The sequence below is a fragment of the Paraburkholderia kururiensis genome (assembly GCF_034424375.1).
Taxonomy (GTDB): Bacteria; Pseudomonadota; Gammaproteobacteria; order Burkholderiales; family Burkholderiaceae; genus Paraburkholderia; species Paraburkholderia kururiensis_A.
The window spans coordinates 4,980,462-5,002,109 of sequence record NZ_CP139965.1 but is presented as its reverse complement, the minus strand read 5'-3'; the positions used below and the strand labels follow the sequence as shown (position 1 = coordinate 5,002,109).

Annotated in this window: 17 protein-coding genes; 8 read left to right on the top strand and 9 right to left on the bottom strand. The window is 69.1% G+C overall.

The genetic code is table 11. The features are described 5' to 3' along the window. Positions 1 to 193: 193 nt before the first annotated feature. The 5 genes from U0042_RS22490 to U0042_RS22470 all read right to left on the bottom strand — a co-directional run bounded on the left by U0042_RS22490 (position 194) and on the right by U0042_RS22470 (position 6,729). Positions 194 to 1,045 (bottom strand): carbohydrate ABC transporter permease, encoded by an 852-nt coding sequence (locus U0042_RS22490; RefSeq protein ID WP_114809064.1) that lies wholly within the window; start codon positions 1,043 to 1,045, stop codon positions 194 to 196. Positions 1,046 to 1,055: 10 nt separating this feature from the next. Then, positions 1,056 to 2,027, bottom strand: a complete 972-nt coding sequence (locus U0042_RS22485; RefSeq protein WP_198665209.1) for a carbohydrate ABC transporter permease — start codon at positions 2,025 to 2,027, stop codon at positions 1,056 to 1,058. 102 nt (positions 2,028 to 2,129) lie between these two features. Next, positions 2,130 to 3,392, bottom strand: a complete 1,263-nt coding sequence (locus U0042_RS22480) for an ABC transporter substrate-binding protein (protein ID WP_114809065.1) — start codon at positions 3,390 to 3,392, stop codon at positions 2,130 to 2,132. A gap of 93 nt (positions 3,393 to 3,485) precedes the next feature. Further along, positions 3,486 to 5,498, bottom strand: coding sequence for a beta-galactosidase (locus U0042_RS22475; RefSeq protein ID WP_114809066.1), 2,013 nt, complete (start codon positions 5,496 to 5,498; stop codon positions 3,486 to 3,488). A 67-nt stretch (positions 5,499 to 5,565) separates the two neighbouring features. Continuing rightward, entirely contained in the window at positions 5,566 to 6,729 is a 1,164-nt protein-coding gene (locus tag U0042_RS22470) for an ABC transporter ATP-binding protein (RefSeq protein ID WP_114809067.1), read from the bottom strand. 191 nt (positions 6,730 to 6,920) lie between these two features. Between U0042_RS22470 and U0042_RS22465 the strand changes: the two genes are divergently transcribed. The 5 genes from U0042_RS22465 to U0042_RS22445 all read left to right on the top strand — a co-directional run bounded on the left by U0042_RS22465 (position 6,921) and on the right by U0042_RS22445 (position 10,444). Continuing rightward, on the top strand, positions 6,921 to 7,991 hold the full coding sequence (locus U0042_RS22465; protein WP_114809068.1) for a LacI family DNA-binding transcriptional regulator: 1,071 nt from the start codon (positions 6,921 to 6,923) through the stop codon (positions 7,989 to 7,991). Between the two features lie 94 nt (positions 7,992 to 8,085). After that, the gene (locus U0042_RS22460) at positions 8,086 to 8,472 is read left to right on the top strand and encodes a YXWGXW repeat-containing protein (protein ID WP_198665210.1); all 387 of its coding nucleotides are present in this window, start codon (positions 8,086 to 8,088) and stop codon (positions 8,470 to 8,472) included. Between the two features lie 347 nt (positions 8,473 to 8,819). Then, on the top strand, positions 8,820 to 9,458 hold the full coding sequence (locus U0042_RS22455) for an RNA polymerase sigma factor (protein ID WP_114809487.1): 639 nt from the start codon (positions 8,820 to 8,822) through the stop codon (positions 9,456 to 9,458). A 9-nt stretch (positions 9,459 to 9,467) separates the two neighbouring features. Beyond that, complete coding sequence (locus U0042_RS22450; protein WP_114809070.1) at positions 9,468 to 9,914, top strand: hypothetical protein; 447 nt, start codon at positions 9,468 to 9,470, stop codon at positions 9,912 to 9,914. Further along, positions 9,911 to 10,444, top strand: a complete 534-nt coding sequence (locus tag U0042_RS22445; RefSeq protein ID WP_114809071.1) for a periplasmic heavy metal sensor — start codon at positions 9,911 to 9,913, stop codon at positions 10,442 to 10,444. Before U0042_RS22450 ends, U0042_RS22445 begins: the two co-directional genes overlap by 4 nt. A 302-nt stretch (positions 10,445 to 10,746) precedes the next feature. Here the strand turns inward: U0042_RS22445 and U0042_RS22440 are convergent, their stop codons facing one another. The 3 genes from U0042_RS22440 to U0042_RS22430 form a co-directional block, all read right to left on the bottom strand. Next, positions 10,747 to 13,350 (bottom strand): penicillin-binding protein 1A, encoded by a 2,604-nt coding sequence (locus U0042_RS22440; RefSeq protein WP_232833217.1) that lies wholly within the window; start codon positions 13,348 to 13,350, stop codon positions 10,747 to 10,749. 148 nt (positions 13,351 to 13,498) lie between these two features. After that, positions 13,499 to 15,016 carry a dipeptidase gene (locus U0042_RS22435; RefSeq protein ID WP_198665211.1) on the bottom strand — a complete coding sequence of 506 codons (1,518 nt, stop codon included), beginning with the start codon at positions 15,014 to 15,016 and terminating at the stop codon, positions 13,499 to 13,501. A 149-nt stretch (positions 15,017 to 15,165) separates the two neighbouring features. Then, positions 15,166 to 15,567: a GFA family protein gene (locus tag U0042_RS22430; protein WP_114809073.1), complete on the bottom strand. Its 402-nt coding sequence runs from the start codon at positions 15,565 to 15,567 to the stop codon at positions 15,166 to 15,168. Positions 15,568 to 15,778: 211 nt separating this feature from the next. Here U0042_RS22430 and U0042_RS22425 point away from each other — a divergent pair, with 211 nt between their 5' ends. From U0042_RS22425 to U0042_RS22415, 3 genes are all read left to right on the top strand, one after another. Continuing rightward, entirely contained in the window at positions 15,779 to 17,374 is a 1,596-nt protein-coding gene (locus U0042_RS22425; protein WP_114809074.1) for a DUF1800 domain-containing protein, read from the top strand. Beyond that, a complete protein-coding gene (locus tag U0042_RS22420) occupies positions 17,371 to 18,552 on the top strand; it encodes a DUF1501 domain-containing protein (RefSeq protein ID WP_198665212.1) in 1,182 nt (393 codons plus the stop codon). Before U0042_RS22425 ends, U0042_RS22420 begins: the two co-directional genes overlap by 4 nt. Before the next feature lie 110 nt (positions 18,553 to 18,662). Next, complete coding sequence (locus U0042_RS22415) at positions 18,663 to 18,902, top strand: YXWGXW repeat-containing protein (protein WP_419150456.1); 240 nt, start codon at positions 18,663 to 18,665, stop codon at positions 18,900 to 18,902. Positions 18,903 to 19,008: 106 nt separating this feature from the next. Here the strand turns inward: U0042_RS22415 and U0042_RS22410 are convergent, their stop codons facing one another. Beyond that, positions 19,009 to 21,627 carry a penicillin acylase family protein gene (locus U0042_RS22410; protein WP_114809075.1) on the bottom strand — a complete coding sequence of 873 codons (2,619 nt, stop codon included), beginning with the start codon at positions 21,625 to 21,627 and terminating at the stop codon, positions 19,009 to 19,011. Between the last annotated feature and the right edge of the window lie 21 nt (positions 21,628 to 21,648).

Genomic DNA, 21,648 nt, shown 5'->3' with positions numbered 1-21,648 from the left:
GTGCGATGGGTGAGGACTTCGGAAGGTCGGCATCGTGGGGTCTCCCAGTGGATGCTTCCCATGTTCGGCAGGGTTCCTTACCGCTTTCTTAACGGTGGGGGATCAGACTGTGCGTGCGCCCCACAGCGCAAAAGCGAGGCGCAAAAAAAGCCCGCTGACGCGGGCAACCCTTGCCAGAGAGAAATCGCTGCCGCTACCCCTTCGTCGCCCCAAACGTGAGCCCCGCCACGAAGTGCTTCTGCATGGCGAAGAACATCGCTACCGAAGGCAGCGCCGCGAGCACCGAGCCCGCCGACACGAGGTTCCAGGCCGTCGTCCATTGGCCCTTGAGCGCGGCCACGCCGACCGTGATGGGCGCTGCGTCGTCGCCCTGCGTGAGGCAGAGCGCCCAGAAGTAGTCGTTCCAGACGAACGTGAAGACGAGAATGCCGAGCGCCGCGAGCGCGGGCCGGATCAGCGGCAGCACGATGCGAAAGAACACCGTCCACTCGCCCGCGCCCTCGATGCGCGCCGCCTCGATCAGCTCGAACGGCAACTGCTTGATGAAGTTGCGCAGGAACAGCGTGCAGAAGCCGGTCTGAAATGCCGTGTGAAAGAGGATCAAGCCCTGCACGGTGTTGAAGACGCCCAACGCGAGCGACAGGTCGCGCACCGGAATCATCAGCACCTGGATGGGCACGAAGTTGCCCGCAACGAAGGTTGCGAAGAGCGCCGTGTTGCCGCGAAAGCGATAGGTGGCCAGCGCGAAGCCCGCCATCGCGGCCAGTGCGATGGCGCCCACGGCCGCCGGCACCGTGATGAGCACGCTGTTCCAGAAGTAGTGAAGCATCGGCGACGTGGTCAGCGCTTCACGATAGTTGTCGAGCAGCGTGATGTGCTTCGGCCACCCCCAGTAGTTGCCTTCGCTGAGTTCCTCGGAAGAACGCACGGAAGTGACGAGCACCGCGATCATCGGCAAGAGCCAGATGACGAGCGCAACGGGCAGCGTGAGCTTGTAGAGGCCGCGATTGACGGGCTTCCATTTCTCGACGGGCAGCGGATACATGGCGGCCTCCTTAGTGTTCCGCGCGCAGCATCCGGCGCAGATGCCACACGATGTAGACGAGCATGATCGCGAACAGCACGACGGCAATCGACGCCGAGTAGCCGAGACGGTAGTACTTGATGGCCTGGTCGTACATGTAATACGCGAGCACGGTGGAGCTTTCGAACGGGCCGCCGCCCGTCATCACGGAAATCAGGTCGAAGCTGCGCAGCGCGCCGATCACCGTGACCACGATCGCCATGAACGTGGTGGGCCGCAGTTGCGGCAGCACGACGTGCCAGAGCATCGACCAACCGCGCGCGCCTTCCATGCGCGCCGCTTCCAGTTGCTCCGCGTTGAGCGACGTGAGGCCCGTGAGGTACAGGATCATGCAGTACGCCGTTTGCGGCCAGAGCGCGGCGAACACGATGCCGAAGGTCGCGTAGTGCGCGTCGCCGAGCACGGGCACGCCGTGGCCCAGCATCATCGCGAGCAGGCCGAACGTGGGATCGTAGAACCACGAGAACACGAGCCCGACCACTACGCCCGAGAGCACGAACGGCGCGAAGAACAGCGACTTCACGAAGCGGATGCCCGCCACGCGCTGGTTCAGATAGAGCGCCACCGCGAGCCCGGCAGGCGGCGCGAGCAGGAACAGCACGAGCCAGATCAGGTTGTTCTTGAGCGCCGTGTAGAAGGTGGGCGCCTGAAACAGTTCGACGTAGTTGGCGAGGCCCACGAAGGTGCGCTCGCTCATGCCGTCCCAACTGTAGAAGCTCAGCGACAGCGTAGAAAGAATCGGCCAGATCACATAGACGGCCACCATCGCGCAGGCCGGCGCGAGGAACAGCAACGCGGCGCGGCGCTGGCGACGCGCGGTGGGCGAAGGCCGGCGCGACGGCTTGCCGCCCGCATCGCCTCGCGAGGCGGACGAAGGCGGCAAACCCGACGCGGGTCCGCCCGGCACAGGCTGGACGCTCTGACGTGTGATGGAATGCGACACGGCGATTCTCCTCGCGAGGCGGATGGCTTGCTGCATTGACCTGCGTGGTCCGGCATCACGCGCCGGACCGTCGCCCGTCAGCCACCCGCGCCCGCTTCGAGCTTACTTGTGATAAATCCGCTTGCGCGTGGCTTCGAGCTGCGCGAGCACGGCGTCGAGCTTCGACGGATCCGCCACGAACTGCTGCATGCCCTTCATGCCTTCGTCGGCCATTTCCTTGGTCATGTCGCGGTCGTAGAACTGCGCAATGCCGCCGCGCGTGGTCGAAAGAATCTGGAAGCCGATGCGCGAGATGGGGTCTTCCGGTTCAGGCGACTTGCTGTTGGCCGAGAGCGAACCGAGCCCCGTTGCCAGCTTCGCGCCGATCTCCGGCGTTTCCACGAACTTGAGGAACGTGCGCGCGTCGGCCTTGTTCTTCGCCTTCGACGGAATGTGCAGCGACTCCACCGGGCCGTCCTCGGCCGTGGGCACATTCGCGTCGATGATCGGGAAGCGGAAGAAGCTCATCTCGTCTTTCACGCTCGCCGGGAAGCCGCCCGTGATGAAGGTGCCCATCAGCATCATCGCGGCCTTGCCCTGGAACAGGAACGGCTGCGCGGCGTCCAGATCGTAGGAGAGCGAGTTGTCGATGAAGTCGTGGTCGTCGATCAGTTGCTTCCACGTGGTGTAGACCTTCTTCACGCGCGCGTCGGTGTAGGGCACCTCGCCCGCCATCAGTTTCTGATGGAACGCGTTGCCGTTCAGGCGCAGGTCGAGATAGTCGAACCAGCCCGCGAGCGTCCACGCGTCGCGGCCCGCCACGGCAATCGGCGTAATCCCGGCAGCCTTCAGCTTGCGGCACGCGTCGAGAAACTGGTCCCACGTTTTCGGCTCGGCGTCGATGCCGGCCTTCTTGAACAGGTCCTTGCGATAGAACATGCCCCACGCGTAGTACACGGTGGGCGCCGCGTACTGCTTACCCGCATACGACGACGCTTCTTTCGTCGACGCATACATGTCGTTCCAGCCGTTCTTCGCCCAGTCGCCGGTGAGGTCTTCGAACAGGCCGCGCTTCGCGTAGTAGGCCATGCGCTCGCCGTCGTGCCAGTTCACGATGTCGGGCGCGACGGTGGTGAGCCAGCCCGGCAGCTGCACCTTGTAGGCTTCCTCGTCGATGAACGACGCCTTCACGTCGATGTCGGGATGCGCCTTGTGGAAGTCGTCGAATACCGACTGCCACACCGCGCGCTGGCTTGCGCCCTTGAACGCGACGTTCACCGCAAGCGTGCCCGCGTGCGCCGAGTTAGCGATCCACGATGCGGCCGTTGCCACCGCCAGCGTGGCGGCTGCGAGCCCGATGCGGAACCTGAGTGCCTTCACCGTCATGTCTGTCTCCTTGGTTTTTAGGTTGCCTGCGACTGGTACTGCGCGATTGTTTGGGTTGTTTCGTCTTGTTCCGCCCGTTGACGAAGGCGGTGCTTAAGCCGACGTGCGATAAGCCGCCACGCCTTGCGGTTCGACGTCACGCGAGCCCAGCACGAAGGCTGCGGCGTCCACGCCGTCGATGGTGTGCGTCGCTTCGCCGTAATTGAACACGTAGGTGAGCCCGCCGCGGCGGCTCACGCGCACGCTCTCGCCTTGCGCGGTCACGTCGAGCCCGCTTTCGCCCGCGATCTGCGCGATCACGTGGGCCGTGAGCGCATCGTCGAACAGGCTCGCGAGGTAATTCACGCGACCACGGCGCACCCACGCGGGATGGCCGTCGCCGAACGTTGCGCGCACCTCGACGCCTGAGACATCACGCTCGGCATCCGTGCCCGTGTCGATCAGATCGCGCCAGTGGCGGCCCACGCCCGCGAACGGCTGCGCGGCAGCGCCAGTTGCGACATGGCTCGACACCACCGGCACGTCCACGTTCGGCCGCAGCGACTCCACGCGCCACACGCGTGCGCCGAGCAACCCGGCAAGCGAGCCCGGCGGAAGGTTCGACGGAATCTGCAGATCGCGCGTCTTCGAGCCCGTGCGCGGCCCGAGCACCACGTGCGCGCCGCAGCGCGCGAGGCGGTCCGCGAAGTCGTCGGGCACCACGGGCAGCGGCGGCACGACCACGAGTTTGTAGCCGTCGAGCGGCGCATGCGCCGGCACGATATCGACGTCGAGCCCGAGCGAGCGCAGCGCCGAGTAGTACTCGAACGCGAAGCGCGGGTAATGGAAGTCCGCGCCCTGCGGTTGAACCTCGAAGAGCCACTTCGCCTCGTAGTCGAACACGAGCGCGACGGCGGCCCGCACGTCGCCTGCGGCGTCCGCGTGAGCGTCCAGCACGCGGCGAATGTCGGCGGCAACCTGGGTCGCTTCGTTGCCGCCCAGGTCGAGGCGGTTGTCGGGCGTGTTGAGACCCGCGTGCATCTGCTCCTGCGCGAACGGCGCCTGGCGCCAGCGGAAATACGACACGCAGCCGGCGCCGTGCGCAAAGGCCTCCCAGCTCCAAAGACGGACCATGCCCGGCAGCGGCGCGGGGTTCCACTGCGCCCAGTTCACGGGACCGGGCTGCTGCTCCATCACCCAGAACGGCAGCTTCGACATGCCGCGATACACGTCGTGATTGAACGACGCGAAGTCGGGGTGCCCCGTGCGCAGCCAGCGCGCCTTGAGTTCGGGCGCAAACCACAGTTCTTCGAGCGCGCCGAGCGGGTAGCTGTCCCACGTCGCGACGTCGAGGTCCGCGGCCACCTTGTAGTGATCGAATTCCGTGAACAGCTGCATGAAGTTGTGCGCCACGGGCCGGCCCGGCGAATGCGCGCGGATGACCTCCACCTGCATGCGGTTGTAGCGCGCCACTTCGTCGGAAGCGAAACGGCGGTAGTCGAGCCGGTGCGAAGGATGCGCTTCGGTAACGGTGCCGATGGGCGCGTCGATCTCGTCGAAGCTGCGGTACTCCATGCTCCAGAACACGGTGCCCCAGGCGCGGTTCAGGGCGTCGATCGTGCCGTAGCGCGCGCGCAGCCACTCGCGAAAGCGCGCCACCGCCGCGGGCGAATAGCTGACCACGGTCTGATGACAACCGAACTCGTTGTCGGTCTGCCAGTACGCCACGGCGGGATGCTTGCCGTAGCGCTCGGCCACGGCCGTGCAGATGCGCTGCGACGCTTCGTAGTACGACGGCGACGAAAAGTCGTAGTGACGGCGCGAGCCGAAGCCGCGCACGCGGCCATCGGCGCCCACGGGCAGGATGTCGGGATGCCGGTCGATGAGCCACTTCGGCGGCGTCGCCGTGGGCGTGCACATCACGACCTGCAGGCCCGCGTTGCCGAGCACGTCGACGGCGCGGTCGAGCCAGCCCCAGTCGTATTCGCCGGGGCTCGGCTCCATGCGGCTCCAGGCGAACTCGGCGATTCGCACCTGGCTGATGCCGAGCGCCTTCATGCGGCGGGCGTCGTCTTCCCACATCGATTCGGGCCAGTGTTCCGGGTAGTAGCAGACTCCAAGGCGCATTGCGTTCGTCTCCTGGGTGTTCTGTGTGCTGGTTGGCAGGTGTGCGCGTTGCGAGACGATCACGCCGTCAGGCGACGTGCTCCGTGGTCTGGAGCAGCGGCACGGCGCGGCCGTCCTCGGTGAAGAGATGGCAGGCGGCGGCGCTCGCCCGGAAGGTGGCGCGATGGCCACGGTCGATCTGCGCGCCGCCCGGCACCTTCGCGATCAGCACGTCGCCGCCGGGTTGGTCGAGATGCACGTAGCTGTGTTCGCCCAGGCGCTCCACGAGCACGACGCCGCGCGTGAGCGAGACGTCTTGTGCTTCATTGCCCACACCCGGCCCGCCCAGCGCAAGTTCGAGATGCTCCGGGCGCACGCCGAACGTAACCGGCTGGCCGGGCTGCAAGGCGCTGCCGTCCACGGCCACGCTCACGCGTTCGTCCGTGTGCGCGAGCGCGACCGTGACGCCTTGCGGGCCGATGCCGACCACGCTGCCCGGCAGAAAGTTCATGCGCGGCGAGCCGATGAAGCCCGCCACGAAGCGGCTGGCGGGACGGTGGTACAGCTCGAGCGGCGCGCCGCTTTGCGCGATGCTGCCGTAGCGTTCGGCGTCGGCGCCCGCGTGCAGCAGCACGATGCGGTCGGCAAGCGTCATGGCTTCGATCTGGTCGTGCGTCACGTACACCACGCTCGCCTTCGCGAACTGCCGGTGCAGACGCGCGATCTCGATGCGCGTCTGGCCGCGCAGCGTGGCATCGAGATTGGAGAGCGGCTCGTCGAAGAGGAACACGCCGGGCTCGCGCACGATGGCGCGGCCGATGGCCACGCGCTGGCGCTGGCCGCCCGACAGTTCGCGCGGGCGGCGTTGCAGCAAGGGTTCGAGCTGAAGAATGCGCGCGGCCTCGTTGACCTTGCGGGCGATCTCGTCTTTCGGCGTCTTCGCGATCTTGAGACCGAAGGCCATGTTCTCGAACACGGTCATGTGCGGAAAGAGCGCGTAGCTCTGGAACACCATGGCCACGCCCCGCTGGGCCGCGGGCACGTCGTTGACGTTGCGCCCGCCGATCCACACCTCGCCGTCCGTCGCGTCTTCCAGACCCGCGATCACGCGCAGCAGCGTGGACTTGCCGCAGCCCGAGGGGCCGAGGAATACGCAGAACTCGTTTTCGCCGATGTCCAGATCGACATCGCGGACGACCGGCGCGGCGCCGTCATAGGCCTTGCGCACGCCTCTCAACGAAATGCTCGCCATTGCATCGACTCCGTGATTTAATCGCTCGAAGTCGGAGATTAAGCGCTTAATCAACCGTCCGAAAAAAATTGACCGCGGGTGCGATCAATGGCCGGTTGGAGTCTCCGATATCGTTTTTGGGTGGAGCAATAGTGCCGTCCAAACCGCGATGATGCAAACATTGAACAGGCGTCCCAAATAATGGAAACCCCATGCCCACACTCAGCGAAGTCGCGCGCCACGCGGGCGTGACGCCCGCCACCGTCTCCAACGTGCTGCGCAGCCGCGGCCGCGTGGGCGAGGAAACGCGCCGGCGCGTGCTGGAGGCCGTCGAGGCGCTCGGCTACCGGCCGCACCTCGCGGCACGCGCACTCGCCGAAGGCCGCGCTCCCACCATCGCGCTCATGGTGTCGAGCATCGCGAACCCGTTCTATCCCGAATTCGCGCTCGCCGTGGAGCGTGCGGCGCGCGCGAGCGGCCACTTCCTCATCATCTGCAACACCAACGAAGATCCGCAGCTGGGCCGCGCTTATCTGGAGCAGATCGCGGGCACGCTCTCCGAGGGCGTGCTCGTCACCAACGCGAACCTCGATTTCGCGGACCTGCGCCTGACCGAAGCGCGCGGCGCGCCCGTCGTGCTCTGCATGTGGGAGCGGCCGCTCGATCCGCCGGGGCTGCCGTGCGTGGCCGTGGACTTCCGGCTGGCCGGGCAACTGGCGGGCGCGCATCTGATGGAGCTGGGGCACCGACGCATCGGCGTGATCGTGGGCAGCAAGGTCTCGGGCATTCACGCGGCGCGCTACGACGGCTTCGTGGATGCCGCGCGCGCCGCCGGGCTCGACGTGCCCGCGGCGCACGTGCGTCAGGCCGCGGACACCGTCCACGGCGGCTATACGGCCACGCGCGATCTGCTGGAAGGCGATCCGTCCATCACCGCGATCTTCGCCACCAACGACCTGCCCGCGCTCGGCGCGATGCAGGCCGCGGCGGACCTCGGGCTCGACGTGCCGCGCGATCTCTCCGTGGTGGGCATCACGGACATCCTGCCCGCGCGCGAATCGCGGCCCGCCTTGACCACGGTGGCCGTGCCGACGGCGGAAGCGGCGGAACTGGCCGTCACGCTGCTGCGCGAACTGATCGAAGGCGCGCCGCACGAGGCGGCAACAGGAACGGATGCGGCGGCCAGCGGACAGCCCGCGCCGCGCATGTGCCTCGCCTCGGCGCCAAAGCTGGTGGTGCGGGCGTCCACGGCAGCGCCGCGCACGCAGTCGTTCGCGCGGTAACGCCCCGTAACGCTCGCGCGCGACGGATTCCCGCATCGCGCCCGTTCAAACAGAAACGGAATCCATCCGCTGTTACGAACGGGAGAAGCCTCACATGAAATTCCTTAGCGTCCTTCGCGCGCTTTGCGCGAGGTGTGTTGCCGCATCGTCCGCCGCACCTTTCGCCGCATCTTTCACGACACGTACCGCCGGCCGCGCCCGGCTTGCCGCCGCTGCCGCCGTCATGCTGATCGCCCCGGCCGCGTTCGCGCAGGCCGTCATCATCGCGCCGGTCGCGCCGCCGCCGCCGCGCGTGGAAGTCATGCCGGCGCCGCGCGCGGGCTACGTCTGGGACCAGGGCCGCTGGCGCTGGGAGCACGGCCAGTACGTCTGGCTGCCCGGCCACTGGCAGCCGGTGCGCATGGGCTACCGCTGGGTGCCCGGTCACTGGGTGCGGCGTGGGCCAAACTGGCGCTGGGTGGAAGGACATTGGGCGCGTTGAGGCGCCTTCGCCCTTCGACGATGCAGAGATCCGCTGAAGCGAGCCCGCCCCACGCGAACGGTGAACCCATGAAAACACTTCTCGTCCTGACGCTCGCCGCGGTCACGCTCGCGGGCTGTGTCGTCGTGCCGGCCCGGCCCGCGTATTACCGTCCCGCGGTCGTCGTATATTGACGGCCACATGCCGCTGCCAAGGCAATGCAGGTCGAAACCGAAACGCCCCCACGTTCGGCGCTCGCGCCGCGCGCCAGCACCGCAACCGGACCCTCCGATGCGCAGGGAGTCACGCCACGTGAAAACGATTCGCGCCCGCAGACACGCTTCGGCGACCGCACGGGACCACGCCCCTTGAGCGAAAAGCGACCGTCGGGCAGAGCGGGCCGCCTTGACGAGGAAGACCCGGAACGTGACCTCGCGCGAGGCCGTGACGGCGACCGTGGCCGCGACCCCGACGCCGACCTCCTTGCCCGGGTCGGCCGCGAAGAGCCTGCGGCCGTGCGTGCGCTCGTGGCCCGCAAGCTGCCGCGGCTGCTCGCGCTCGCCACCCGCATGCTCGGCGACCGCACGGAAGCCGAGGACGTCGCGCAGGAAGCGTTCGTGCGCATCTGGAAACAGGCGCCGCGCTGGCGCGAAGGCGAGGCGCGCTTCGACACGTGGCTGCACCGTGTCGCGATGAACCTCTGCTACGACCGGCTGCGCGGCCATCGCGAGGACACCGTGGACGAGATACCGGACGAGCCCGATCCCGCGCCGCTGCCCGACGCAAGGCTCGAAGCGCGTGCCCGCGACGCGCGCGTGCAGGCCGCGCTCGCCGCGCTGCCGCCGCGCCAGCGCGAGGCGCTCGTGCTCAACTATTACCAGGAACTCTCGAACATCGAGGCCGCGGCCGTGATGGGCATTTCGGTCGATGCACTGGAGAGCCTGCTGGCGCGCGCGCGGCGCAACCTGCGCGCCCAACTGGCCGGCAGCGGCCCCGAAACAACGTGAGGACATGCCATGACACCTGAGAGATTCCGGGCCATCGTCGAGGCATACGGCGCCGAGCCGCGCCGCTGGCCCGCAAGCGAACGCGCCGACGCGCAGGCGTGGGCCGCCGGCCACCGCGCCGAAGCCGACGCGCTGCTCGCGCAGCAGTCGAGCCTCGATACGTGGCTCGAAAGTCACGTCGTCGCACCGCCCGACCACGCGCTGTACGAACGCGTGATCGCCGCCGCGCCTTCGGCTGCCGACAGTCGACGACGCAAGCGCCCGCGCTTCTTCTGGCAGCGCTCGCCGCTCTGGTGGTCGGGCGCCGCGATTGCGGGCGTGGGGCTCGCAGGCGGGCTGGCCGGCGCGTTCGCGGTGTCGTTCTTCCTCGTGACAGGCGAGCCGCTGCACGAAGCGAGCGTGCCTTCCATCACCACGAGTTTCGGCGGATCGTCCGCGGACTGGAGCGGCGAATGAGCGAGCGGTCCTGGAAACTGGCGCTGGTGGGCTCGCTCGTGCTCAACGCGTTCCTGCTGGGCGCGATTGGCGGCGGCGCGATTCAATGGTTCAGCACGCGCGGCGAAACCCACGAGGCCGCGCGCGTGCAACCGCCCACAGCGCTGCGCTTCGCCGCGAGCGAACTGTCGCCCGAGCGTCAGCAGCAGTTTCTCGATGCGTTGAAGAACGCGCGGCACGAGGGCCGCGAGTTTGCACGCGAAGGCCGTGAAGCGCGCAATCAGGTGCTGGAACTGTTGGCGGCGCCGCAACTGGACCGTCCGGCACTCGATGCCGCGCTCGCCCGCACGCGCGCCGCGGATACCGCGCTGCGCACGCGCATCGAGCAAGGCGTGGCCGATTTCGCCGCGACGCTCACGCCCGACGAGCGCGCGACGTTCGCCGAAGGGCTCAAGCGGCGCGGGCAATGGCGACTACCGTTGCAGCAGCGGAAGGCTCAGCAGGAGAAAGAACTAAGCAAGGCGCAGGACGGGCAAGCGGCGAGCGAGTGAAGCGGACGCGTAAGTGGCCCTAAGTGGCCTCGCGTTGCGTAACGTAGCGGCCAGCGTGAGCCACAGCACAAGCGCTCGCCGGCTCGCTTGCAATGCGGCACGACACGAAGGCTTAGGCGCGTAGCTTCGGCGCACGGTGCCGTAAGCGTGCCACCCTAAGCATGTGCGCTAAACGCACCACCATAAGCACGCCCCCTAAGCGCGCCATCGCGACAGGCTCGACTCGCGACGGCGTGAGGCGGCCACCGTCACCCCCGCAAGCACCCGAACCGCGCCGCCGCATCGCACGGCGTGCGCGCATCTCACTGCCCCGGCTGACTCTGCCCCTGCGCCGTGTCGCCGCCTGCGCCCGAGCCGCCACCCACTCCCGCGCTGGGCTCGGTCACATCAGGGGTAGGCGTGGGCGACGACGGCGGCTGCTCCGACGGCAACGCACCCGGCGCATGAAGAATGGGCGGCACGCCGAACGGGAACGCCGACGCGCCCGACGCCGCCACTGCGCCGGAGGCCGCAGCAGCACCCGAAGCCGGAACGCCCGAAGCCACCGCTGCTGCAGATGCAGCAGATGCCACAGACGCAGCCGAAGCCGCAGAAGCAGCCGAAGCCTCGGACGCCCCGGAAGCCTCCGACGCCGGCACCGCGCGCGGCGGCGCCCGCTTCACCGGCGCCGCCACTTCCGTCTTCTGCGTCGACGGGAACAGATGCTCGATCCACGCGCGCAGCTTCTCGCGGAACACGTCGAACCAGCCCGGCTGCACCTCGGTCACGAACTTCGCACGCGTATCGACGATGCGTGAGGAAAGCGCCCGCGAGAAGAAGTCGCCGACGATCGGCAACGCGCTGTGCGCGCCCTGCCCCCAGTAGTCGCTGCGCAGCGTCACGCGGCCGTCGTCGAAGCCCACCCACGCGCCCGCCACCAGTTGCGGATGCATGAGGATGAACCAGCCGTCCGTGTTGCCCTGCGTGGTGCCGGTCTTGCCGGCCACGTCGGCGCGAATGCCGTAGCGCGTGCGAATCGCCGCGCCTGTGCCGCGGTTCACCACGTCGCGCATCACGTCGATGAGCGTCTTGTCCGCGGCCTCGGGCAGCGCCTGTTCCGGCGACGCCGGTTCGAATTCGGCCAGCACGTTGCCCTCGTGATCTTCGATGCGCGTGACCATGCGCGGCTCGTGGTACGCGCCGTCGTCCGCGATGGTCGCGTAGGCCGACACCATTTCCTTGAGCGTGACCGGGCTCGTGCCGAGCGCGAGCGACGGCACGGTGTCGAGCCGGCTGTCGCGCACGCCCATGGCGCGCGCAAGACGCGCCACGCGCTCCGGCCCCACGGTCTGCATCAACTGCGCGGTGATGCGGTTGCGCGAGTACGCAATGGCGTCGCGCAGCGTCATGGGACGGCCGGTTGGCGGCACGTCGTCGTCGGGACGCCAGATCTCGCCGCCTGCCAGCGGAATCTCGACGGGCTGGTCGATGAAGGTGTCGGTCGGCTTCGCGCCCTGTTCGAACGCCGCGCCGTAGACGAACGGCTTGAACGTGGAGCCCGGCTGACGGCGCGCCTGCTGCACGTGATCGAAGGGCTCGTCGGTGAAATCGCGGCTGCCCACCCACGCCTTGATCTGGCCGTTGCGCGGGTCGATGGCGAGGAAGGCCGCTTCGATACGCGTCTTGTCCTTGCACAGGCCGCGCATGAACGAACGGTCCGCGGCGAGGTGCTTGAGCGCTTCTTCGTCGGTCTGCCCGGCGTCGCGCGCGGCGCGATAGTCGGGGCTCTCGCGCATGAACGCGCGGAACGGATCGCTGGCCGCCGAGCAGCCGTCGCGCCCGCTCCACGCGCCGTTCGCGATGCCCTGCAACTGGTTGCCCTGGCGCGCGAGCGCCTGCGTGGCCATGGCCTGCAGGCGAGAATCGATCGTCGTGCGCACCACGAGGCCGTCCGAATAGACGTTGTAGTCGTTGCGGTCGGCCCACGCGATCAGCCACTTGCGCAGTTGCTGCGCGAAATGCGGCGCGGGGCCGGGCGGCTCGGTCTGCCGCTCGAAGTCCACGCGCAACGGCTTGCGCTTCAGGCTCTGGAACGCGGCGGGGCTCAGCTTGCCGTACTTCACCATCTGCGCGAGCACGGTGTTGCGCCGCTCCAGCGCGCGCTCGGGGTTCAGCACGGGGTTGTAGTAGCTGTTGCCCTTGAGCATGCCCGTGAGCGTGGCGGCGTCGAGCACGTCCAGTTCGCTTGCCGATTTGTTGAAGTAGGTGCGCGCGGCCATCTCCACGCCGTAGGCGTTGTAGAGGAACGGCACCGTGTTCAGATAGGTTTCGAGAATCTGGCTCTTGCTGTAGACCGCTTCGATCTTGAACGCGGTGATGGCTTCCTTGAGCTTGCGCGTGAGCGTGGGCGCACGGCCGATCTGGTCCGGGTAGAGATTGCGCGCCAGTTGCTGCGTGATGGTGGAGCCGCCCTGCCGGTCGCCCGAAAACGTGTGCAGCGCCGCGGACGCCGTGCGCCGCCAGTCCAGCCCGTGGTGCTCGTAGAAGCGGTGGTCCTCCGTCGAAATGAGCGCATCCACCATGTGCGGCGAGATTTCGGCGAGCGGCACCCATTCGCGGTTCGACGGCTTGAACTCGGCGAGCAGCTTGCCGTCGGCGGAGAGAATCTGCGCGGGCTGGTCCACGCGCGCCTTGCGGATGTCGCTGATGCTCGGCGTGAACGGAATCAGCACGAGCACGTAGAGCACGAAGAGCGCGGGCACGGCGGCCACCGCGAGCGCCACGCCGCGGCGCGTGGGATGCCGCAGATGGAACCAGGCGGCGCCGGCCAGAAAGCGCGCCGTAGCGAGCGCACGTGCGGCCAGCGGCGCCGCGACGGCCCTCGTCTTCGCCACGCCGGCCGCTACGGCAGGCTTGACGTTGGCCAACCAGCGAGCGCAGCGCTCGCGGACAAGGGAAACGAATCGGCGGTTCACGCGGGAAGGGGAGCGGCTGGAAAAGCGTGCATCGTACCAAAAGTGTCAAACGGGGCTGGACGTGCGGCTGGAGTGGCAAGCACGGCAGCGGACCGTGCTGTCACCCCGCCGTCCACCCCACGCTTGCCTCGAACACGCGCCGATAGTTGCCGCCCAGCACGCGTTCCGTCTCCGGCTGCGAGAAGCCCGCGCGCAACAGCGCGTCGCCCAGCGACGGCAACTGCTCGTAGCTGCGAAACACCGGCGGCGAAATGAAGCCGAGCAGGTCCGAGCCGAGCCCCACGTGATCCACGCCGACGAGATCCGCGAGCCGCTTCATGCCTTCGGCCATCGCGTCGAGACTGTGGAACGTGCCCGAACTCGGCCATACGCCGATCACGCCGCCCGTGTCGGCGATGGCGCGCGCGTGGTCCGGCGAAATGCGGCGGCTGCGCTCGCCCGGATGCGCGGCGAGCGCCGTATGCGAGAGCACGAGCGGCTTCGTCGTGACCGACGCCGCGCGCTTCACGAGGTCGTACGTGCCGTGCGCGACGTCGACCACGATGCCGAGCGTGTTGCAGCGCCTCACCACGTCCGCGCCGAAATCGGTGAGACCGCCGTGCACGGGCGGCTCGGTCTGAATGTCGCCCAGTTCGTTGACGCGGTAGTGCGTAAGTTGCAGATGCCGCAGCCCGTGCGCCGAATACGCCTCGTCCACGCGATCGATCTGCCCTTCCAGGAAGTCGGCGCCTTCGGCCGCGATGATGGCGCATGGCCCCGCAGCGGCGTGCGACGCGAGCGAGGCCGAGTCGAGCACCATCGGCATCTGCTCGCGTTCGAGCAACTGCTTCGCGCGCGCGAACTCGGTCTGCCCGAGCGCATAGAGTTCGCCCGACTCCGGCGTGCGCCACGGCTCGAAGCGCAGCCGATCGGCCGACACGCGGGTCACGGTGGTGTCCGTCACGATGGCGAGGCAGATCACCTTCATGCCGCCTGCTCGCATGGGCGCGGCAACGGGAACGAACGGACGCCGCGCGCCGATTGCGGGATCGCGCGAGACGATGACGCGCCCCGCGTGGCTGTGCATGTCGAGGGGGACGGCGTCCGCCGAGGGCACCCATGCGCTCGCCGGACGGTCCGATGCGCCCGGCTGCGACGCGGCGCCCGCAGGCGAATCGGTGTAGCGCGAGAAGACGCCGAAGCCCGCACCGGAGCTCGCGCCCGAAGCACAGGCGGCCAGACCCAGCGCCGCGCCCGAGGCCAGGAACGCGCGACGGCTCAACGGAGGCCGCGAGCCGTTTGCGTCGTGCCGCGGCGAGGCATCGACGGCCGTGGCCGACACAAGCCGATAGCGCCAACCCTGCCCACCGGGCGCGTCGTCGGACGCACGTCGTTCAAGCCGACCCCGCACGCGAAGCGGACCGCTCTGCAGCGGCACGGAACGCGCAGCATGGACTTCGACGCATCCGCAGGGATCGCGCGGCACGCAGGGGCCGCAACAGGGCGCCTCGGGCAACAACAAAAAGTAGTCGGACGACGCGGCGCCCAGGTCGGGCGGCACCATCCAGCCCGTCAGTTCCACCCTCTCAACCGCTGCGCCGGCCGTGTCGGCGCGGATGACTGTCCAGTCGATCTGCATCGTTGCCCGCCCTTTTTTCGCGTGGTGGAGCGACGGCACCGTGCGCATGCCCGTGCCGCATTCTCTGGTCCGGTCCTGGCCTGGTTTCGACTTGACCTGATTCCGGGCGCTCATCTTACCTACGCGGATGGAGGTACGACAGTTTGGGCTCAACCGTCCGTCGCATCCTGCGGATAGCGCGGCAGGCCATCGGCCACCACGACCCACGGCAGCGCGTGCGAGGTCCATGTGTGATGCATCGGCGGCACGCGCTCGGGGGCGTCGAGGCTACAGGTGGCGACGTCGATGTCGTCGGGATAGTCGTGGTGCTGGTAGGTGAGCGGCGTGCCGCAGTCGGGACAGAAGGTGCGCAGCACCGGCTCGCTCGACGCATAGCGCTTCGGCTCGCCGCTCACGAAACGGAACGCCGTACGCGGCACGCTGAACCAGGCGACGACGGGCGCGGCCACCACGCGCCGGCAATCGGCGCAGTGGCAGACGGTGGAATCGAAAGGCTCGGCCTGCACTTCGTAGCGGACGTGTCCGCAATGGCAACCGCCTGTGAGCAGCATGTTTCCTCCCGGTTTGCACGTCGATCGGCGCAGTGCGGTGTGGGCAGGCGCGTCTCGGTGCCTTGCATTATAGGAACGCCCGCCGCGGCAATGAGCGGCTACGGGAAGCCACGACGATCCGCGTTTTTTGCGCGCTCGCGCCGACGAGCGACGGATTCCCACCACGAGCGCCGTTCAAGAGACATCGCAGTCATCGCACGAGGGACTCCGTATGGTCACGTCCTCCGCCTCTAATGCCGCGACGGCCACCAACGCCACCAACGCCACGGACGCCGCCGCCATCGCGCTCAACCGCTTCGGTCTGGGCACGCGCCCCGGCGACGCGCCGCCGCGTGAGCCGAAGGCATGGCTCATCGAACAGCTGAGCGCTTATCAGCCGATGCCGGCCGCGTGGTCGGGGCTGCCCTCGTCGGTGGCGCTCGCGGCGGACTTCGCGCAGCGCCGCGAGCTGGTGGCCGCGGCGCGCAAGGCCGCAGCGTTCGCCGACGCGTCGAATACGAAAGCCGGCGGCGTGCCGCCGCAAGCAGTGGATGGGCAGGCCCAAGGCCGCGCGGGTGGCGGCAACGCCATCGGCATGACCGTCAATGCGGCCACGAACGCGCCTGCGAACACGCCCCCGGCCGCCCCACTCGCCGACAGACAGCAAGCCGAAAAAGCCCTGCGCGCCGACGTGGTGAGCACCTACCGCGCCGCCGTCAACGCGCGCGTGGCGAGCGCGCTCGTCACGCCGACGCCGTTCGTCGAACGGCTCGTCCACTTCTGGGCCAACCACTTCGCGGTGTCGACGGAAAAGCCCGCGGTGGCCGTGCTCGCGGGTGCGTTCGAGGCCGAAGCGATTCGCCCGCACGTGCTGGGCCACTTCGAAGACATGCTGGTCGCCGTGGAGCGGCATCCCGCGATGCAGGTGTTCCTCGATCAGACCCGCTCCGTGGGCCCCGACAGCCTTGCCGCGCAGCGCGCCGCCGCGCGCGACCCCACGCGCAAGCGCGGCCTCAACGAGAACCTGGCGCGCGAGATCATGGAGCTTCATACGCTCGGCGTGCGTAGCGGCTACACGCAGCAGGACGTGACCGAGTTCGCTCGCGCGCTCACGGGCTGGAGCGTGGCGGGCCCACGCGAGAACCCACGCATGGCGCCCGCGCAGCCGGGCACGTTCGTGTTCCGCACCGCGCTGCACGAGCCGGGCGCGCGCACCGTCATGGGCCGCAGCTACGACGAACCGGGCGAGCAGCAGGCGCTCGCGATCCTGCACGACCTCGCCGCGTCGCCCGCCACGGCGCGGCACATCGCGGGCAAGCTCGCGCGCCACTTCGTCGCGGACAACCCGCCGCAAGCCGTCGTCGATCGCCTCGCGAACGCGTTCACGCAAAGCGGCGGCGACTTGCCCACGGTGTATCGCGCGCTGATCGATTCGCCCGAGGCCTGGTCACCGCGCGCGGCGAAGTTCAAGTCGCCGTGGGAGTGGACCGTGTCGGCAATGCGCGGACTCGGCTGGCAAGACCTCGGCACGTTCCAGGCCGCGCCGCTACTGACGCAACTGGGCGAGCCGGTCTGGCGACCGGGGTCGCCCGCGGGCTACGACGACATCGCGGCAAGCTGGGCCGCGCCCGACGCGCTCGTGCGCCGCGTGGAAGCCGCGCAACGGTTCGCGGCGCACGCGAACCCCGACCTCGATCCGCGCGCGCTCGGCCAGCAACTTTTTGCCGGCACGTTGAGCGAGCCCACGGCGCAGGCCGTCTCGCGTGCGGAGAGCACGTCCACGGCCATCGCGCTGCTGCTCGTCTCACCCGACTTCCAACGGAGATGACCGCCATGCTCACCCGCCGCCGCTTCATGCGCCTTGCCGCCGCCGGCGCGGGCGCGATCCTCGTCGCGCCGCGCATCGCATTCGCGAGCGTCGACACAGACCGCCGCTTCGTGTTCGTGATCCAGCGCGGCGCCGCCGACGGCCTGCACATCGTCGTGCCCTACGCCGACCCCGCGTATGCCGCGCTGCGCGGTGCGCTCGCGGTGGATGCGTCGACGGCCACGAAGCTCGACGGCACCTTCGCGCTGCATCCGTCGCTCGTGCATACGGCGCAGATGTATGCCGCGAAGGAAGCGCTCTTCGTGCACGCCGTGGCGTCGCCCTATCGCGACCGCTCGCACTTCGACGGACAGAACGTGCTGGAAACGGGCGGCAGCGCGCCGTACCAGGTGAAGGACGGCTGGCTCAATCGACTCGTCGGCCTGCTACCGCCTTCGCAGGCGAACGGGCACGCGAGCGCAATTGCGTTTGCGCCCACGGTGCCCGCCGCACTGCGCGGCAAGGCCGACGTGACGTCGTACGCGCCCTCGGCCTTGCTTGCTGCGCCCGACGATCTGCTCGCGCGCGTCTCGCAGCTCTACGAGCGCGACGCGCAACTGCACCCGCTGTGGCAGGAAGCGATGACCGCACGCGGACTCGCGGGCGACGCAAGCGCCCGCCAGGACCCGGCGAGCCTCGGCAAACTCGCGGCGAGCTTTCTTGGCCGCGACGACGGCCCGCGCATCGCGATGATCGAGACCGGCGGCTGGGACACGCACGGCGCGCAGAACCCGCGCCTCGCCAATCAACTGAAGGCGCTCGACACGATGCTCGCCGCGCTGCGTGACGGACTCGGCCCGCAGTGGGCGAAGACCACCGTGGTGGTGGCCACCGAGTTCGGCCGCACCGCCGCGACCAACGGCACGGCGGGCACGGACCACGGCACGGCGTCGGTGGCGATGCTGATCGGCGGCGCCGTGGCGGGCGGCCGCGTGGTGGCCGACTGGCCGGGCTTGCGGCCGAATGACCTCTACGAAGCGCGCGACCTCAAGCCGACCGCATCGCTCGATGCGCTGATTGTGGGCGCGGCGGCGGAGAGTCTGCGGCTCGATCCCGAGCGCACGGCGCGCACGTTGTTCGCGCAGAGCGGTGCGGGGTCGCTTGCGCAGCGGCCGATGACGGGGCTGATTCGGGCGTGACGTCTTGCCGCGCTTCTTCAACGCTTCTGCGCTGTTTTTGCGGCGCTTCTTCGGCATCTCATGCCGTGTCTGTGCATTCACTCACCACAACCTCAAACGAAAGGGAGCTCATGATGAAAAGAACGTTCGGCCTCGGCATTGGCGGCCTTCAGACGGTGTCGGTCGCATTGACGTGCGCGGCGCTGCTTTCCGCGTGCATCGTCGAACCGGCGCGGCCGCCGCAACCCGCGCCGATGGTCGAAGTGGTCCCCGCGGCGCCAGGGCCGGCGTATCACTGGGTCAAAGGACACTACCGTTGGGAAGGCAACCACTGGCAGTGGGTGCCGGGGCATTGGGTGGGGACGTATTGACGGGAACGAGCCGGCCGTGAATGACGGCTTGAACTCAAGCCTGGGTCGTACCTGCGCCATAGCCTGGGCTTACAGCCTCGCCTCACAAACTGGCTCGCAGCACAGATCACGGCCCCGCCAACACCAACCGATGCACCGCCTCCCCCGGCAAGAACGGCACCGCCTGCGCCCGCACCCACGCCTCATGCCCCGCCAGAAAATACGGCGACAGCGGGTGCCCCGATTGCCCGCCCGGCATCTCGAAGATGCCGTCCTGCTCGTGTCCCGGCGAGACGATCATGCGCTCCGATGCCCCGAACGACGGCGCCTGTACACGCGGCATGTTGATGTCGCCCGGCAGCGGGTCGTGCGGTGCGCCCAGCGCGCCGCGCACCCACGGCAGCCACGCCGGCACGAGCCGCGCGAACGGGTGCTCGATGGACGCGCGATTGCGTTCGCCCCAGCGGGCGTTATCCACGGTGGTGCCTTTCGGCAGTTCGCTGATCGCGTGGTCGATGCGATCCAGCACGAACGCGCGCCAGTTGGCGTCGCCGTCGGGCACCCAGGCGTGGTTCGCGGCGAGCGTCTCCATCACCGGCGCGTAGCGCGAACTCGCCATGCGGTAGCCCGCTTGCGGCGCGAGGGCCGGCAGGCTGTCGGCGAAACTCGCCGCAAGGCTCGCATCGAGCTTGCCGAACCAGCCGTCGTACATCGAGAAGAAGAACCCGCGCACGAGCCGGTAGCCGACGGCGTCGGCATCGGCGCGGCCGTTCCACTGTTCGAGCTGGCGACGAAACGCGGCGCGCTGCGGGTGGTCCTTCAACGCGTCGGCATCCAGTGCATCCAGCGCCACGCGGCGCCAGCGTTCGATCCATCGCGCGCGGTCGTCGGTCTGGATGGCGAGCAGGTCGCGCTCCGTGGCGCGCGGCAGCGCGAGCAGGTCGTCGCGAATCTGTGCCGCGCGCGCGCCGGGGTCCGCGCCCGCATCGCCGATGCGGCGCTGCTCGTCGAGCGGCAGCGCGCGATTGTTGGCCGTCCATAGCCGCCCGAGCGGCGGATCGATTCGCGCGGGATACGCCTCGGGCGGCCGGTAGCCCTGCCAGCCCGCGTAGGTGGACGACTTGAACAGCAGGTCGCCGGCCGCCGCATCGGAGGCCGACGCCTCGTGATGCGGCAGCGGCCCCGCCAGCGTCCAGCCGATGTCGCCGTGCGAATCCGCCACCATGATGTTCTGCGTGGGAATGCCGCTGGTTTGCGCGACGTGCAGCGCGTCGGCCACGTTGTGCGCGTCTTCGAGTCGTTGCAGGTTCAGGTTGACGGCCTCGCGGTCGTGCGCGACCCAGCGCAGCGCGTAGGCGTGCGTGCCCACGACCCACTCCGGTCCCCAGCGCGTCTCGGTCACGGGCAGATCGACGGGCGCGCCGCCCTTCACGTCGATGCGTTCATGGACCACGCTCGCGCGCGCCCAACCGCCGGGCACGCGGTAGCGAAGCGGATCGGCCGGATCGCGTTCGAGGTCGATCAGGTCGATGAACCGTCCGTAGCTGTTCGTGAAGCCCCACGCGACGTGCCCGTTGCTGCCCGCGATCACGAGCGGCGCGCCCGGCAGACTCACGCCGACCACGCGATGCAGCGCGCCTTTGCCATCATTCGCATCATTCGCACCGCTCGCATCGTTCGCGTGCGTCGCGCCGTCCGGCCACTGCAGCGCCACGCGATACCAGATGTTCGGCAGCGAAAGCCCCAGGTGCATGTCGCTCGCGAGCATCGCGCTGCCGCCTGTGGTCGCCGCACTGCGCGCGCCGTCCACCACCCAGCCGTTGCTGCCCACGGCGCCGCTTTCGGTCAGCAGCACATCGTCGAGCGCGGCGAGGCTGGGCGCATGCGAACGCGGCGTTGCCTGCGGCGCCCGCGGCGTCTGCACGCCTTGCGAGGTCTGGGAAGCGCGCAGCCAGTCGGGCCGCGTGGCAGGCAGCGCGGGCGCCGCGAGAAGATCGCCGGCCGGCGCCGATGCCGCATCGAACGGCGCGTCCCAATGGCTCGTCTCGGGCAGCAGGAACGCGAACAGGTCGGGCGGCACGCGCTCGCGCAGCGCGGCGCGCGCGAGAATGCGGCGCGCTTCCTGCGCCTGCAGGTCGAGATACATCGCATAGACGACGAGCGCCGTATCTTCGGGCCGCCACGCCGCAGGTCGCACACCCAGCAGCCAGTACTCGGGCGGACGCGACGCAAGCGCCGAGAGACCATCGTTCACGCCGGCGGTGTAGCGGTCGATCAGTTCGCGCTCCGAAGCAGGCGCCGCTTCGACCATGCTGCGCGCGTGCGCGCGAAAGCGATGAAGCCGGTTGCGCCGGTCGAGGTCGAGCGCAGCGGGACCGACGAGCGCGCTCATCTCGCCGGCCGCCACGCGCCGCAGCAGATCCATCTGGAAGAAGCGATCCTGCGCCTGCACGAAGCCGGTCGCGTAGGCCACGTCGCCGCGAGTGCGGCCCGTGATGGTGGGCACGCCGAGGGCGTCGCGCTCGATCGTCACGGGCGCGGCAAGCGCTGCTGCGCGATCGGTGTGCCAGGTGCCGTCCACCTGCGGCAGGCTCGCGTGCAACACGAACCCGCCCGTTACGGCGGCGCCCACCACCAGCGCGGGAATGAGCACTGCCGCGGCCACCCACGCCGTGCGCCGGCGCGACGGCCGTCGAACCGGCGACGCCTCGCGCCGCTGCGAAGAAGAAGTGTCGAGATCGGTCATCGGCGAGGGCGTGGTGCGGGC

Excerpts from the sequence above, each read along its gene's own strand:
- U0042_RS22490 (WP_114809064.1), bottom strand. The coding sequence starts at position 1,045 with ATGTATCCGCTGCCCGTCGAGAAATGGAAGCCCGTCAATCGCGGCCTC.
- U0042_RS22480 (WP_114809065.1), bottom strand. The coding sequence starts at position 3,392 with ATGACGGTGAAGGCACTCAGGTTCCGCATCGGGCTCGCAGCCGCCACG.
- U0042_RS22475 (WP_114809066.1), bottom strand. The coding sequence starts at position 5,498 with ATGCGCCTTGGAGTCTGCTACTACCCGGAACACTGGCCCGAATCGATG.
- U0042_RS22470 (WP_114809067.1), bottom strand. The coding sequence starts at position 6,729 with ATGGCGAGCATTTCGTTGAGAGGCGTGCGCAAGGCCTATGACGGCGCC.
- U0042_RS22465 (WP_114809068.1), top strand. The coding sequence starts at position 6,921 with ATGCCCACACTCAGCGAAGTCGCGCGCCACGCGGGCGTGACGCCCGCC.
- U0042_RS22460 (WP_198665210.1), top strand. The coding sequence starts at position 8,086 with ATGAAATTCCTTAGCGTCCTTCGCGCGCTTTGCGCGAGGTGTGTTGCC.
- U0042_RS22450 (WP_114809070.1), top strand. The coding sequence starts at position 9,468 with ATGACACCTGAGAGATTCCGGGCCATCGTCGAGGCATACGGCGCCGAG.
- U0042_RS22445 (WP_114809071.1), top strand. The coding sequence starts at position 9,911 with ATGAGCGAGCGGTCCTGGAAACTGGCGCTGGTGGGCTCGCTCGTGCTC.
- U0042_RS22435 (WP_198665211.1), bottom strand. The coding sequence starts at position 15,016 with ATGCAGATCGACTGGACAGTCATCCGCGCCGACACGGCCGGCGCAGCG.
- U0042_RS22430 (WP_114809073.1), bottom strand. The coding sequence starts at position 15,567 with ATGCTGCTCACAGGCGGTTGCCATTGCGGACACGTCCGCTACGAAGTG.
- U0042_RS22425 (WP_114809074.1), top strand. The coding sequence starts at position 15,779 with ATGGTCACGTCCTCCGCCTCTAATGCCGCGACGGCCACCAACGCCACC.
- U0042_RS22420 (WP_198665212.1), top strand. The coding sequence starts at position 17,371 with ATGACCGCCATGCTCACCCGCCGCCGCTTCATGCGCCTTGCCGCCGCC.
- U0042_RS22415 (WP_419150456.1), top strand. The coding sequence starts at position 18,663 with ATGATGAAAAGAACGTTCGGCCTCGGCATTGGCGGCCTTCAGACGGTG.
- U0042_RS22410 (WP_114809075.1), bottom strand. The coding sequence starts at position 21,627 with ATGACCGATCTCGACACTTCTTCTTCGCAGCGGCGCGAGGCGTCGCCG.